The 15167-nt window shown below is 73.5% G+C and carries 9 protein-coding genes; 4 read left to right on the top strand and 5 right to left on the bottom strand.

Annotation, left to right across the window (positions count from 1 at the left end; all coding sequences use genetic code 11):
- Positions 1-40 precede the first annotated feature (40 nt).
- Complete coding sequence (locus tag ACSUPT_RS06335) at positions 41-730, top strand: ABC transporter ATP-binding protein (RefSeq protein ID WP_351967464.1); 690 nt, start codon at positions 41-43, stop codon at positions 728-730.
- Between the two features lie 63 nt (positions 731-793).
- Here the strand turns inward: ACSUPT_RS06335 and ACSUPT_RS06330 are convergent, their stop codons facing one another.
- A complete protein-coding gene (locus ACSUPT_RS06330) occupies positions 794-1282 on the bottom strand; it encodes a PaaI family thioesterase (RefSeq protein WP_351967435.1) in 489 nt (162 codons plus the stop codon).
- An 80-nt stretch (positions 1283-1362) separates the two neighbouring features.
- On the bottom strand, positions 1363-3645 hold the full coding sequence (locus tag ACSUPT_RS06325) for an FdhF/YdeP family oxidoreductase (protein WP_436943649.1): 2283 nt from the start codon (positions 3643-3645) through the stop codon (positions 1363-1365).
- 120 nt (positions 3646-3765) lie between these two features.
- Between ACSUPT_RS06325 and polA the strand changes: the two genes are divergently transcribed.
- A complete protein-coding gene (gene polA / locus ACSUPT_RS06320; protein WP_436943648.1) occupies positions 3766-6477 on the top strand; it encodes a DNA polymerase I in 2712 nt (903 codons plus the stop codon).
- A 285-nt stretch (positions 6478-6762) separates the two neighbouring features.
- Here polA and ACSUPT_RS06315 read toward each other — a convergent pair whose 3' ends face one another.
- Positions 6763-7593, bottom strand: coding sequence for a DUF4184 family protein (locus tag ACSUPT_RS06315; RefSeq protein ID WP_436943647.1), 831 nt, complete (start codon positions 7591-7593; stop codon positions 6763-6765).
- Positions 7594-7840: 247 nt separating this feature from the next.
- On the opposite strand from ACSUPT_RS06315, the gene ACSUPT_RS06310 reads away from it, so the two are divergent.
- Positions 7841-9598 carry a lytic murein transglycosylase gene (locus ACSUPT_RS06310; RefSeq protein ID WP_436943645.1) on the top strand — a complete coding sequence of 586 codons (1758 nt, stop codon included), beginning with the start codon at positions 7841-7843 and terminating at the stop codon, positions 9596-9598.
- Positions 9599-9819: 221 nt separating this feature from the next.
- Here ACSUPT_RS06310 and hrpB read toward each other — a convergent pair whose 3' ends face one another.
- Together hrpB and ACSUPT_RS06300 are read right to left on the bottom strand one after the other, a co-directional pair.
- Positions 9820-12333: an ATP-dependent helicase HrpB gene (hrpB, locus tag ACSUPT_RS06305; protein ID WP_436943643.1), complete on the bottom strand. Its 2514-nt coding sequence runs from the start codon at positions 12331-12333 to the stop codon at positions 9820-9822.
- A 4-nt stretch (positions 12334-12337) separates the two neighbouring features.
- Positions 12338-13210, bottom strand: a complete 873-nt coding sequence (locus ACSUPT_RS06300) for a class I SAM-dependent methyltransferase (RefSeq protein WP_351967440.1) — start codon at positions 13208-13210, stop codon at positions 12338-12340.
- Positions 13211-13624: 414 nt separating this feature from the next.
- Here ACSUPT_RS06300 and rpsA point away from each other — a divergent pair, with 414 nt between their 5' ends.
- Positions 13625-15124, top strand: a complete 1500-nt coding sequence (gene rpsA / locus ACSUPT_RS06295) for a 30S ribosomal protein S1 (protein WP_010474138.1) — start codon at positions 13625-13627, stop codon at positions 15122-15124.
- Positions 15125-15167 lie beyond the last annotated feature (43 nt).

Below are 15167 nucleotides of genomic sequence, written 5' to 3'. Positions count from 1 at the left end.
CGCCGGTACCCCGGACGCCCCGCTGCTCGAACTGCGGGGTATGCGGGTGTTCTACGGTGCCATCGAGGCGCTGAAGGGCATCGACCTGACGGTCGGCAAGGGTGAGATCGTCGCCCTGCTGGGCGGTAACGGCGCGGGCAAGACGACGACGCTGCGCACGGTGTCCGGGATGCTGCAGCCGCGGCACGGCGAGGTGCTGCTGCGGGGCGAGCGGATCGACGGCATCAAGTCGCACGAGCTGGTCCGGTTCGGCATCGGGCATGTGCCGGAGGGCCGGCGGGTCTTCGCGACGATGACGGTGCTGGAGAACCTGGAGATGGGGGCCTACAAGTTCTCGTCCGTGGACTCCGGCGACCTGGACCGGGTGTTCACGCTGTTCCCGCGGCTCGCGGAGCGGCGTTCGCAGCAGGCGGGCACGCTGTCGGGCGGTGAGCAGCAGATGCTGGCGATCGGGCGTGCGCTGATGGGCCGGCCGGAGCTGCTGCTGCTGGACGAGCCGTCGATGGGTCTGGCGCCGCTGATCGTGCAGCAGATCTTCGAGATCATCAAGGAGATCAACGACCAGGGCACGACGGTGCTGCTGGTGGAGCAGAACGCCACGCAGGCGCTGGCGCTGGCGAACCGGGGCTATGTGCTGGAGACCGGTTCCGTGGCGATGTCCGGTCCGGCGGGTGAGCTCCTGGCGGACGGGCGGATCCGGGCGGCGTACCTCGGTGAGGGTGCGGCCTGATCCGTAGGCGCGGGGCCGTGAGGGCGCCGGGTCCCCGTGGTGGGGGCCCGGCGCTCTCGTGTGTCAGGAGGTGGCGGGGAGGAGGGCGGCGTCGGCGGGGCCGGCGTCGCGGAGCATGCAGGTGAGGCGTGCGGTGCAGACCCGCTTGTCGTGTTCGTCGGTGATGACGATGTCGTAGGTGGCGGTGGAGCGGCCGCGGTGGACGGGGGTGGCGGTGCCGGTGATGAGGCCGGAGCGTACGCCGCGGTGGTGGGTGCAGTTGAGGTCGACGCCGACGGCGATCTTCTTGGAGCCGCCGTGGAGCATGGCGCCGACGGAGCCGAGGGTTTCGGCGAGGACGGCGGAGGCGCCGCCGTGGAGGAGGCCGTAGGGCTGGGTGTTGCCTTCGACGGGGAGGGTGCCGACGACGCGGTCGGCGGAGGCTTCGAGGATTTGCAGGCCCATGCGGTTGCCGAGGTGGCCGGCGGAGAAGAGGGCGGGCAGGTCGACGCCGAGCGCGGCGTACTCGTCGATGACCTCTTGCGGGAACTTGGTGGGGGTCTGCTCGCCCATGGGGCCGGAACTCCGTTCGTCGTCGTACGGCTGTCCTGCTGGTGCCGGTGGTGGCGCCGGTGCTGCTGCTGAGCGAACGCTCAGTCGGCCGGTGATTGTTCCAGACGGACGATGACGGACTTGCTGGCGGGGGTGTTGCTGATGTCGGCGGTGGCGTCGAGGGGGACCAGGACGTTGGTCTCGGGGTAGTAGGCGGCGGCGCAGCCGCGGGCGGTGGGGTAGTGGACGACGCGGAAGCGGGGGGCGCGGCGTTCGACGCCGTCGGTCCATTCGCTGACGAGGTCGGCGTACGAGCCGTCGGCGAGTCCGTGTTCGCGGGCGTCGTCGGGGTGGACGAGGACGACGCGGCGGCCGCCCTTGATGCCGCGGTAGCGGTCGTCGAGGCCGTAGACGGTGGTGTTGTACTGGTCGTGGGAGCGGAGGGTCTGCAGGAGGAGGCGGCCCTCGGGGACCTTGGGGTATTCGACGGGGGCGGCGGTGAAGTTGGCTTTGCCGGTGGCGGTGGGGAAGCGCCGTTCGTCGCGGGGGGCGTGGGGGAGGGCGAAGCCGCCGGGGTTGGCGGCGAGGCGGGCGTTGAAGTCCTCGAAGCCGGGTACTACGCGCGCGATGCGGTCGCGGATGGTGGCGTAGTCGTTCTCGAACCGCTCCCACGGGGTGGTGGAGGCGGGTCCGAGGACGGCGCGGGCCATGCGGGCGACGATGGCGGGTTCGGACAGCAGGTGGGGGCTCGCGGGCGGCAGGTTGCCGCGGGAGGCGTGGACGAGGCCCATGGAGTCCTCGACGGTGACGAACTGGCGGCCGGAGGCCTGGATGTCGCGGTCGGTGCGGCCGAGGGTGGGGAGGATCAGCGCGCGGGTGCCGGTGACGACGTGGGAGCGGTTGAGTTTGGTGGAGACGTGGACGGTGAGGCGGGCGCGGCGCATGGCGGCTTCGGTGACGTGGGTGTCGGGGGTGGCGGCGACGAAGTTGCCGCCCATGGCGAAGAAGACCTTCGCCGTGCCGTCGCGCAGGGCCTGGATGGAGCGGACCACGTCGTAGCCGTGGTGGCGGGGGGAGGTGATCCCGAATTCCTTGTCGAGGGCGTCGAGGAACGCGTCGGAGGGGCGTTCGAAGATGCCCATGGTGCGGTCGCCCTGGACGTTGGAGTGGCCGCGTACGGGGCAGACGCCGGCGCCGGGGCGGCCGATGGCGCCGCGCAGCAGGAGCAGGTTGACGACCTCGCGGATGGTGGGCACGGAGTGCTTGTGCTGGGTGAGGCCCATGGCCCAGCAGACGATGGTGCGGCGTGAGGCGAGGATCATGCGCAGGGCGCGTTCGATGGCGTCGCGGGTGAGGCCGGTCGCGGTGAGGGTCTCGTCCCAGTCGGCGGCGCGGGCGGCGGCGGCGAACTCCTCGAAGCCGTGGGTGTGGGCGCGTACGAATTCCTCGTCGACGGCGCCTTCGGTGTCCAGGATCAGCTTGTTGAGGAGGCGGAAGAGGGCCTGGTCGCCGCCGATGCGGATCTGGAGGAACAGGTCGGTGAGGGCGGCGCCCTTCAGCAGGCCCTTGGGGGTCTGCGGGTTCTTGAACCGTTCCAGTCCGGCTTCGGGCAGCGGGTTGACGGAGATGATGCGGGCGCCCGCGGCCTTGGCCTTCTCCAGCGCGCTGAGCATGCGGGGGTGGTTGGTGCCGGGGTTCTGTCCGGCGACGATGATCAGGTCGGCCTGGTGGAGGTCGTCGAGGGAGACGCTGCCCTTGCCGACGCCGAGGGTTTCGGTGAGGGCGGAGCCGGACGACTCGTGGCACATGTTGGAGCAGTCGGGCAGGTTGTTCGTGCCGTACTCGCGGGCGAACAGCTGCAGCAGGAACGCCGCCTCGTTGCTGGTGCGGCCGGAGGTGTAGAACAGCGCCTCGTCGGGGGAGCCGAGCGCGGTGAGCTCCTCGGCGATGATCGCGAAGGCCCGGTCCCAGGTGATCGGCTCGTACCGGTCGCCGCCCTCGGGCAGGTACACGGGGTGGGTGATGCGGCCCTGCTGGCCGAGCCAGTAGCCGCTGCGGCCGGCGAGGTCGGACAGCGGGTGGGCGGCGAAGAACTCGGGGGTGACGCGGCGCAGCGTGGCCTCTTCGGCGACGGCTTTGGCGCCGTTCTCGCAGAATTCGGCGAGGTGCCGCTTGTCGCCTTCGGGCCAGGCGCAGCCGGGGCAGTCGAAGCCGTCCTTCTGGTTGACCTTGAGGAGGGTGCGGGCGGTGCGGGCCACGCCCATCTGGGTGTGGGAGGCGCGCAGGCCGTGGACGACGCCGGGCAGGCCGGCGGCCGAGTGCTGGGCGGGCGACACCTGGGGGGCGTCCTGGACGGGGTCCCCCGCGGGCGGTTTGCTGGCCATGGCGCACTCCCTCGTCTCGCCGTACGTGTGTCCACGTGTCTCCCACGATCCTGTCATGAGGGGGTGGCGGGGTGTGAGGGCCGTCCGGCGTTGTCAGTGCGGCGTGGCAGGATCGTGTACGTGGCTGAGACAGCATCGAAGAAGACCGCACAAGACCGTCCGCGCCTGCTCCTCATGGACGGGCACTCCCTGGCGTACCGGGCGTTCTTCGCGCTGCCCGCGGAGAATTTCACGACATCGAGCGGGCAGACGACCAACGCCGTGTACGGCTTCGCGTCGATGCTGGCGAATACGCTGCGCGACGAGGCGCCCACGCATTTCGCGGTGGCGTTCGACGTGTCCCGCAAGACATGGCGTTCCCAGGACTTCCCCGAGTACAAGGCGAACCGTTCGGCGACGCCGGACGAGTTCAAGGGGCAGGTGGAGCTGATCGGCGAGCTGCTGGACACGATGAACGCGGTCCGGTTCGCCGTGGAGGGGTTCGAGGCGGACGACATCATCGCGACGCTGGCCACGCAGGCGGAGGCGGCCGGCTTCGAGGTGCTGATCGTCACCGGTGACCGGGACTCGTTCCAGCTGGTGTCGGACCACGTGACGGTGCTGTATCCGACGAAGGGCGTCTCGGAGCTGACCCGGTTCACGCCGGAGAAGGTGCGGGAGAAGTACGGGCTGTCGCCGAGCCAGTACCCGGACTTCGCGGCGCTGCGCGGCGACCCGTCGGACAATCTGCCGGGCATCCCCGGTGTGGGTGAGAAGACCGCCACGAAGTGGATCAACCAGTTCGGTTCGTTCCAGGAGCTGGTGGAGCGGGCCGACGAGGTGAAGGGCAAGGTCGGGCAGGCGCTGCGCGACCACTTGGAGTCGGTGAAGATGAACCGGCACCTGACGGAGCTGGTGCGGGACGTCGAGCTGCCGAAGGCGGTCGCGGACCTGGAGCGCGCCCCGTACGACCGGGCGGCGCTGAAGGGCTTCCTGGAGGTGCTGGAGATCCGCAACCCGAGCCTGCGGGAGCGGCTGCTCGCCGTGGACCCGGGCGCGGCGGAGGAGGAGGCGCCCGCCCCGGCCGCCGGGGTGGAGCTGGACGGCGCGGTGCTGGGCTCGGGCGAGCTGGCGCCGTGGCTGGAGCGGCACGGGGCCGGGCCGCTGGGCCTGGCGACGGTGGACTCCTGGGGGCTCGGTGTCGGCAGTGTCGCCGAGGTGGCCCTGGCGGCGGCGGACGGCGCGGCGTGCTGGTTCGACCCGTCGCGGCTGGACGAGGCCGACGAGCGGGCGTTCGCCGCGTGGATCGCGGACCCGTCCCGCCCGAAGGTCCTGCACAACGCGAAGGCCGCCATGCGGGTCTTCCCCGAGCACGGCTGGAGCGTCGCCGGGGTCACGATGGACACGGCGCTCGCCGCGTACCTGGTGAAGCCGGGCCGCCGCTCCTTCGCGCTGGACGCCCTCGCCGTCGAGTACCTGGGGCGTGAGCTGGCGCCGCCGTCGGCCGCCGACGGGCAGCTGGCGTTCGGCGCGGACGACACGGCGGAGGCCGACGCGCTGATGACGCAGGCCCGCGCGGTCCTCGACCTGGGCGAGGCGTTCACGGCGCGCCTGGAGGAGGTCGGCGCGACGCGGCTGCTGCACGAGGTGGAGCTGCCCACGTCGGAGCTGCTGGCCCGGATGGAGCGGCACGGCATCGCCGCGAACCGTCCGCACCTGGAGGCGATGGAGCAGCAGTTCGCCGGCGCGGTCCAGCAGGCGGTGAAGGAGGCGCACGCCTCGGTCGGCCACGAGTTCAACCTGGGGTCGCCCAAGCAGCTCCAGGAGGTCCTGTTCGGCGAGCTGAACCTGCCGAAGACCAAGAAGACCAAGACCGGCTACACGACGGACGCGGACGCGCTGGCCTGGCTGGCCGCGCAGACCGAGCACGAGCTGCCCGTGATCATGCTGCGCCACCGGGAGCAGGCCAAGCTCCGCGTCACGGTGGAGGGCCTGATCAAGACGGTCGCCGCGGACGGCCGGATCCACACGACGTTCAACCAGACGGTCGCCGCGACCGGCCGCCTGTCGTCCACGGACCCGAACCTGCAGAACATCCCGGTCCGCACGGACGAGGGCCGCGCCATCCGCCGGGGCTTCGTCGTCGGTGAGGGCTTCGACGCCCTGATGACCGCCGACTACAGCCAGATCGAGCTGCGCGTCATGGCGCACCTGTCGGAGGACGAGGGCCTCATCGAGGCGTTCACCTCCGGTGAGGACCTGCACACGACGGTCGCCTCGCAGGTGTTCGGCGTGGACAAGTCGGCGGTCGACGCCGAGATGCGCCGCAAGATCAAGGCCATGTCGTACGGGCTGGCGTACGGGCTGTCCGCGTTCGGCCTGTCGCAGCAGCTGAACATCGAGGCCGCCGAGGCGCGCGCCCTGATGGACACGTACTTCGAGCGCTTCGGCGGGGTGCGGGACTATCTGCGCCGCGTCGTGGACGAGGCCCGCGCGACCGGGTACACGGAGACGATGCTCGGCCGCCGCCGCTATCTGCCGGACCTGAACAGCGACAACCGGCAGCGGCGCGAGATGGCCGAGCGGATGGCGCTGAACGCCCCGATCCAGGGCACGGCCGCCGACATCGTGAAGGTCGCCATGCTCAAGGTCGACCGCGCGCTCACCGAGGCCAGGCTGACCTCGCGGATGCTGCTCCAGGTCCACGACGAAATCGTGCTGGAGCTGGCGCCGGGCGAGCGGGAGCGGGTCGAGGAGATCGTCCGCCGCGAGATGGCGTCGGCGGTCGAGCTGCGGGCACCGCTGGACGTGTCCGTGGGCGTCGGCCCCGACTGGGAGTCCGCCGCGCACTGACGCATCGGCCGCCCGGAGGCCGGGCCCGGCCTTTGGTGGGGCCTGGGCCGGGCCTTTGGTGGGCCCGGCGGGGGAGCGGTGCGGGGTGCCGCTCTCAGGGGCGGCAACGCGCCGGGCGGGCCGCACCGCCTCCGGGGTGCCGGGGCGCATGCCGCACCGTACGGGCCGGGGGCGCCCCACAGGAGGCGCGCCGGGCCGCTCCGCATCGGCGCCTCGCGGGCCCGCACCGCACCGGCGCCCCCCGGCCCGCACCGCACCCGCGCGCACGGTCCAAGCGCCCGGCGCTCAGCCTTGGGGCGCCGTGACCGACCGGAGCCGCATCCCCGCCCCGTACAGGAAGATCCCCATCGCCAGCCCGGCCCCGGCGCCGAAGCACGCGGTCGGGATGATGTCCAGGGGCGTCTCGATCCGCCCCCAGTACGCGGAGAAGCGCGCGCACCGGTGCGCGACCCCCACCGCCACGCACCCCGCGAGCAGCCCCCCGGCCAGCCACCGCCCGCGCCGCGTCAGCCCCGGCCGCACCGCGTCGACCGCGCCCGCCGCCTCGGCCCGGTCCGCGGGCACCCGGCGCAGCGCCCCGTACCCGAACCACACGAGGACGGCCAGCGCCAGCGCGGACCCGCCGTACTGGGCGTACAGGTACAGCGGGAAGCCCGCCACGAGGTCGCCCAGCACCGGCAGCACCCGTACGCCCCACCGGTCGGCGTGCGTGAACAGGTCCCACACGACATGGGTCGCCGCCCCGACGACCGCCGACAGGTAGAACCACACCGCCAGCGCCCACGGGCGGCGCTCGCGCCACGGCCGGCCCCGCAGCACCGTGTACACCCGGCCACGCCACCGCCCCGGCAGCAGCGCCACCAGCGGCTCACGGACCATCAGCCACAACGCCGTCAGCAGCGCGGTCACCAGCGGGTCCACGGCCAGCACCCCGAGCGGGCTGTGCGTCACATTCCCGAACGTCATGGCTCCCGGCACGACACTGTCCGCGAAGTACGTCATATCGGGCGACATCGACCCCATGACCAGTGCCGAGGCGACGAGCGGGCCGCGCGCGGCGCCGGACCGGCGTATCCCCGGCAGCACGGCGGCGGCATGGCTGAGCGTGAACGGCATGAGTGACGGCCCCCCGGTACATATGCTCCCAAACATGAACCCGGTCAGTATCAGTCATCGTCCGATCGATATGTGACACCGTCAGGTCCGAGAGCGCCGCAAGGACGACCGGTGACGAAACCGTGAAAAGCGGTCACCGCGCGGTGTGGTGAGGTCCCGAGTTGACGTAGGGTCGCCTGTGCCGCGCACCGGGGCGCGCGGCAGAGGTCATCGGCGCCGACGGGCGCCACCGGGGAGGGACATACGCATGGCAGCGCATATCCGCCATCGACTGCGCAAGGGCGCCACCACGACCGCGGTCGCCGCAGCGGCCGTGGCCGCGCTCTCGGCATCACAGGCACCGGGCGCCACCCCCGCCACCGCCGGCGGCCAGCCGGCCGGTGACGCGACACCGCCCACCGCGGGCACCACCGCGACCGGCGACTCGCCCTACTACACCGACCTGCCGCCGCTGAACACCCCGAACCCCGTGGGGCCCGGCGACGGACCGGTCGTGACCGGCCCCGCCGAAGCGGGCATCCCGGCCACCGTGCTCGCCGCGTACAAGAAGGCCGAGCAGCACGTCAGGACGATCCGGCCGAACTGCAACCTGCCGTGGCAACTCCTCGCCGGCATCGGCAAGGTGGAGTCCGGCCAGGCCCGCGGCGGCCGCGTCGACGCCGACGGCACCACCCTGTCGCCCATCCTGGGCCCCGTCCTCAACGGCAACGGCTTCGCCAACATCAGCGACACCGACGACGGCGCCTACGACGGCGACAGCCGCTACGACCGCGCCGTCGGCCCCATGCAGTTCATCCCGTCCACCTGGGCCACCTGGGGCCAGGACGCCAACGGCGACGGCCGCAAGGACCCCAACAACATCTACGACGCCGCCCAGGCCGCGGGCATGTACCTGTGCGCCAACAACCGCGACCTGGCCGTCAAGGCCGACCTGGACCGGGCGATCCTCAGCTACAACCAGTCCCGCGAGTACCTGCGCACGGTCCTGTCCTGGTTCGAGTTCTACAAGCGCGGCACCCACCAGGTCCCGGACGGCACCGGCGTGCAGCCCGTCGACCGCAGCGACTCGCGCACCCCGGGCCGCCCCGGCTACACCCCGCTCCCGACGGTCGTCCCGTCGCCCTCGACCACGCCGTCCACCGGCTCCAAGCCGGGTACGGGCACGGGCACGACCCCCGCGCCGCAGCCGGGCACGACCACCCCGCCGCCCAGGCCGGCCCCGGTCGAGACGGTCCCGGCGCGGCCCACGCCCCCGCCGACCACCCCGACCCCCAGCCCGACCCCGACGCCCACGCCCGCGACGCCCGCCGAGCGCGTCAACCGCATCGTGGACGCCGGCACCGGCACGCTCACCGCCCCCGCCGGCACCGAGTTCACGGGCCGCCCGTCCGTCGTCGCCCGCGACGCCTGGAACAACGCGGTCGCCCAGGCGCCGGTCCGGTTCGAGATCACCGGCGACACCGACGCCCGCTTCGCCGACGGCACCACCGCGGTCACCGTCACCGCCGGCAGCGACGGCACCGCCACCGCCCCCGCCCTGCGGGCCGGCGAGAAGACCGGCCAGTTCACCGTCCGCGCCACCGTGCCCCAGCGCCCGACCGTCGCCGCCGTCGCCTTCACCGCGACCGTCACCACCGGCGCCGCCGACACGCTCACCCGGACCGGCGACACGGCGCTGACGGCCACGGCGGAGGGCGAGTTCACGCAGCGGCTCACCGTGAAGGCCACCCGCAAGGGCGCCGCCGTCTCCGGCACCACCCTGACCGCCACCATGGTCACGACCGCCGCCGACGGCACCCACGCGCCCAGCGACAAGGGCCCGTACTTCAAGGACGCCGACGGCAACCCGCTCCGCACGCTCACCGGCCTGACGACCGACGCGAACGGCGTCCTGCAACTGCCGGCGATGTACGCGGACGGCCAGACCGGCACGTTCCAGCTGCGCCTCACCGCGAAGGGCGGCGCGACCCTCATCGTCGAACTGAAGGTCACCGCCCCGGCCTGACCCGCCCAGCACCCCGACGGCCCGCCCCTCGCACACGACGAGGAAGGCGGGCCGTCGCCGTACGACCACCACGGCGAGCCCCCGCCACAAGAGCCCCGCAGCGGATCCCCGCCGCTGAACACGGCGGGCAGCCCCGGGCAACCCGGCAGCAGAGCCGAGAAACACCGCAGCCCCGCGCCCGCCGGGCAGGCCGCCGCCCCCCCGCCCGCCGGGGCAGCGCCTCAGCGCCGCGGGTTCGTACGCCGTGTCGCCGTGGCCGCCGACGGGTCCTCCGGCCAGGGGTGCTTCGGGTACCGGCCGCGCAGCTCCGCCCGCACCGCCCGGTAGCCGTCCCGCCAGAACGACTCCAGGTCCGCCGTGACCGCGGCGGGCCGCCCCGCGGGCGACAGCAGATGCACCAGTACGGGCACCCCCGCCACCCGCGGTGTGCTCGCCAGCCCGAACATCTCCTGCAGCTTCACCGCGAGCACCGGCTGATCGCCCCCGTACTCGACGCGGACCCGCGAGCCGCTCGGCACCTCGATCCGCTCCGGCGCCAGCTCGTCCAGCCGTGCCGCCTCACCGCCCGCCCACGGCAGCAGCCGCCGCAGCGCCTCGCCGGCGTCGATCCGCGCGAGCCCGGCCCGCCGCCGCGCCGCCGACAGCTCCGGCTCCAGCCACTCCCCGGCCCGCTCCACCAGCGCCTCGTCCGACACGTCCGGCCACGGCGCCCCCACCACCCGGTGCACGAACGCCAGCCGCTCCCGCAGCCGCACCGCGTCCGGCGACCAGCGCAGCAGCCCGACGCCCTCCCGCCGCAGCCCCTCCAGCAGCGCCTCCCGCACGAGCGCGGGCACGGCGTCCGCGAGCGGCCGTACGGCCAGGTCGACCGCGCCCAGCCGCTCCACGGACCGCGCCACGACGTCACCGTCCCGCCACCGCACCTCGTCACCGGCCACCAGCAGATGCCCGGCGGCGAGCCGCGCGGTGTCCTCGTCGCACACGGCGGCGAGCCGCACGCGGGCCGACGCGGAATGCGCGGGCCGGTCGGCCACGGCCACCGCCAGCCACGGAGCCGACCGCAGCCCCGACTCCGGGCCCACCTCGGCCCCGGTCCCCGACACCATCAGGAAGGAGCCGCCACCCCGCGCCCGGGCCACCCGCTCCGGAAACGCCAGAGCGACCACCACCCCGGCGGCCACGTCGTCCGACACGCCCCCGGCACCACCGGAGGCACCGACCGCCCCCGTGATCTGCCGCTCCAGGCGCCCCGCCTCCCGACGCCACCGCGCCCCGTACGCGTCGCCGCCCCGCCGCGCGGCCCGCCACGCGCCGGCCACGTCGTCCCCGTACGCGCGGGGCGGCTCCTCGCCCAGCAGCGCCACCAGCTCCGCGGCGCGCCGCGCGCCCACCAGCGGCGCACCGTCCAGCAGCGCCCGCGCCAGCCGGGGGTGCAGGCCCAGCCGCGCCATCCGGACGCCCCGCCGCGTCACCCGCCCGGCGGCACCGCCGCCACCGGTGCCCCGCGCCTCCACCGCGCCGATCGCCTCCAGCACGGACCGCGCCGCCGCCATCGCACCCGCCGGCGGAGCGTCCAGCAGCGCCAGGCCGGAGGCGTCCGGGTCGCCCCACGCCGCGGCCTGCAAGGCGAACCCCGTCAGGTCCGCCACCTGGATCTCCGGCGCCGGGAACGCCGGCAGCCGCCCGTCCTCCGCCTCCGACCAGCAGCGGTACACCGCGCCCGGCGCCTCACGGCCCGCGCGCCCCGCCCGCTGCCGCGCCGACGCCCGCGACGCCCGTACCGTCGCCAGAGCGCTCAGCCCTCGGGCGTGGTCCACGCGCGGCTCCCGCGCCAGGCCCGAGTCGACCACGACCCGCACCCCCGGCACCGTCAGCGACGACTCGGCCACCGCCGTCGCCAGCACGACCCGCCGCCCGCGCCCCGGCGACAGCACCGCCTCCTGCACGGCGGCGGGCGCCCGGCCGTGCACCTGGAGCACCTCCACCCCGCGCAGGTCCGCGAGCATCCCCGCCACCCGGGCGATCTCGCCCACACCCGGCAGGAAGCACAGCACGTCACCGTCGCGCTCGGCCAGCGCCCGCCGCACCACCGCCGCGACATGCGCCAGCAGCGCCGGGTCCACGAACATCCCGTGCGCCGGCCGCACCGGCCCGCCCGGCGGCGCCCACACGACCTCGACGGGATACGCGGTGCCCGCGGCCTCCACGACCGGCGCGCCGCCCAGCAGCCGCGCCCACCCCTCGGCGTCCGTCGTCGCCGACGCGGCCAGCAGCCGCAGCTCCGGCCGCAGCGCCGCCCGTACGTCGAGCAGGAACGCCGCCACGGTGTCCGCGTCCAGATGCCGCTCGTGGCACTCGTCCAGCACCACCACGTCCACCCCGGCGAGCTCCTGGTCCCGCTGGAGCCGCTGCAGCAGCACCCCGGTCGTCACCACCTCGACGACCGTCTCCCGCGACACGACCCGCTCGCCGCGCACCGTGAACCCGACCCGGCCGCCCACCTCCTCGCCCAGCAGCCACGCCATCCGCCGCGCGGCTCCCCGCGCCGCGATCCGCCGGGGCTCGGCCACCACGACCCGCGCGCCCCGCTCCGCCAGCGCCAGCGGCACGAGCGTCGTCTTGCCGGTACCGGGCGGCGCGCACAGCACCGCCGCCCCGTGCCCGTCCAGTGCCCGCCGCAGCTCCGGCAGGGCGTGCCGTACGGGAAGCCGCTCCCGCTCCTCCTCGCGGATCACCCGGTCACGCGCCCCGCTCGCCCCGGCCGCCGCGCCCGCCGGAAGCGTCCTGCCCGCCGGCGCCGGCCGCCTCGTCCCGCTCGCACACGAAGATCGCCGTGCCGGGGAGGAGGTTGCCGCGCAGCGGGGACCAGCCGCCCCACTCCTGGCTGTTCCACGCCGGCCACTCCGGCTCCACCAGGTCCACCAGCCGGAACCCGCCCGCGACCACGTCCCGCACCCGGTCGCCGAGCGTCCGGTGGTGCTCCACGTACACCGCGCGCCCCTGCTCGTCCTGCTCCACGTACGGCGTGCGGTCGAAGTACGAGGCGGCCACCGTCAGCCCCTCCGGCCCGGGCTCGTCGGGGAACGCCCAGCGGATCGGGTGCGTCACCGAGAACACCCACCGGCCGCCCGGCCGCAGCACCCGCCGCACCTCCCGGAACACCCGCACCGGATCGGCGACGAACGGCACCGCCCCGTACGCCGAGCACGCCAGGTCGAAGGACCCGTCCCGGAACGGCAGCGCCCCCGCGTCCGCCTGCACCAGCGCCAGGCCGTCCGCGCCGATGCGCAACGCGTGCTGGAGCTGCCGGTGCGACAGGTCCAGCGCCACCGGCCGGGCGCCCTCGGCCGCCAGCCAGCGCGAGCACTGCGCCGCGCCCGCGCCGATCTCCAGCACGTCCAGGCCGCTCAGCGAACCGGCCGGGCCCAGCAGCCGGGCCTCCGCCTCGTCCAGTCCCTCGGGGCCCCACACGAACCGGTCGTCGCCGAGGAAACCGCCGTGCTCGCTCTGGTACTCGTCGGCGTTCCGGTCCCACCAGCCGCGGCTGGCCCGGCTGCTCTCCGCGTCGCCCGCGTCACGGCGGGTGGCCTCGGGCTCGTAGTCTTGGATCATCTCGTCCGTCGTTGTAGTTTGCGCACTGCGCGCGCTCCGGGCGCCGCGGAAGCGACTGCCCGCGCGCCACGGCGCGCATGGCGTGCGCCCCGGCGTGTCACCGGCGCTTTACGGCCAGGACGGCCTGCGCCAAGCTTAGTTGTGCCGGGTATGCGGGATTCCGCCCCGGGTGGGCGCCTTCGCGCATTGACCATGCCCCCCGGCGCCCGTATGCTAAAGGTTGCGCTGCGGGCCTGCGCGCCTCAGACGGAGCAGGCCGCGCTCGCATCTGTTGTATGTCCCCTCGGTTGTCGAGGCGCCATCCGGTCATCCGGTGAGGCGCTTCCTTGGCTGTCCGGCTTCTGCAGCTGCGATACGGGCTCTCGGCGTAGCAGTACCTACGACTTCAATGTCCGTACCGGAGCCCTTTCCCACATGACGAGCAGCACCGAGACCACCGCCACCACCCCGCAGGTTGCGGTCAACGACATCGGTAACGAGGAAGCCTTCCTCGCAGCGATCGACGAGACGATCAAGTACTTCAACGACGGCGACATCGTCGACGGCGTCATCGTGAAGGTCGACCGGGACGAGGTCCTGCTCGACATCGGTTACAAGACCGAAGGTGTCATCCCGAGCCGCGAGCTCTCGATCAAGCACGACGTCGACCCGAACGAGGTCGTCAAGGTCGGCGACGAGATCGAGGCCCTGGTCCTTCAGAAGGAGGACAAGGAAGGCCGCCTGATCCTCTCGAAGAAGCGCGCCCAGTACGAGCGTGCCTGGGGCACCATCGAGAAGATCAAGGAAGAGGACGGCATCGTCACCGGCACCGTCATCGAGGTCGTCAAGGGTGGTCTCATCCTCGACATCGGCCTCCGTGGCTTCCTGCCGGCCTCCCTCGTCGAGATGCGCCGTGTCCGCGACCTCCAGCCGTACGTCGGCAAGGAGCTCGAGGCCAAGATCATCGAGCTGGACAAGAACCGCAACAACGTGGTCCTGTCCCGCCGTGCCTGGCTGGAGCAGACCCAGTCCGAGGTCCGCCAGACGTTCCTCACGACCCTCCAGAAGGGTCAGGTCCGCTCCGGCGTCGTCTCCTCGATCGTCAACTTCGGTGCCTTCGTGGACCTGGGTGGCGTCGACGGTCTGGTCCACGTCTCCGAGCTGTCCTGGAAGCACATCGACCACCCGTCCGAGGTCGTCGAGGTCGGCCAGGAGGTCACGGTCGAGGTCCTGGACGTCGACATGGACCGCGAGCGCGTCTCCCTGTCGCTGAAGGCGACGCAGGAGGACCCGTGGCAGCAGTTCGCCCGCACGCACCAGATCGGCCAGGTCGTCCCGGGTAAGGTCACGAAGCTGGTTCCGTTCGGCGCGTTCGTCCGCGTGGACGAGGGCATCGAGGGTCTGGTCCACATCTCCGAGCTGGCCGAGCGCCACGTGGAGATCCCGGAGCAGGTCGTCCAGGTCAACGACGAGATCTTCGTCAAGGTCATCGACATCGACCTCGAGCGCCGCCGCATCAGCCTCTCGCTGAAGCAGGCCAACGAGTCCTTCGGTGCCGACCCGGCGTCGGTCGAGTTCGACCCGACCCTGTACGGCATGGCCGCGTCCTACGACGACCAGGGCAACTACATCTACCCCGAGGGCTTCGACCCGGAGACCAACGACTGGCTGCCGGGCTACGAGGCCCAGCGCGAGGCGTGGGAGACCCAGTACGCCGAGGCGCAGCAGCGCTTCGAGCAGCACCAGGCCCAGGTCATCAAGTCCCGCGAGGCCGACGAGGCCGCCGCTGCCGAGGGTGGCTCCGCCGCCCCCGCCGGTGCCGGCGCCCCGACCGGTGGCTCCTACTCCTCGGAGTCGGACGACAACTCCGGCGCCCTGGCGTCGGACGAGGCGCTCGCCGCCCTCCGCGAGAAGCTGGCCGGCGGCCAGAGCTGAACGGCTCTGCACCGACCCGCTAGTTCCTAGCCGGTAACACCGA

Origin of the sequence: Streptomyces sp. SudanB25_2051, assembly GCF_964272635.1 — a bacterium.
Taxonomy (GTDB): Bacteria; Actinomycetota; Actinomycetes; order Streptomycetales; family Streptomycetaceae; genus Streptomyces.
This window is presented reverse-complemented; position numbering and strand designations above follow the sequence as displayed.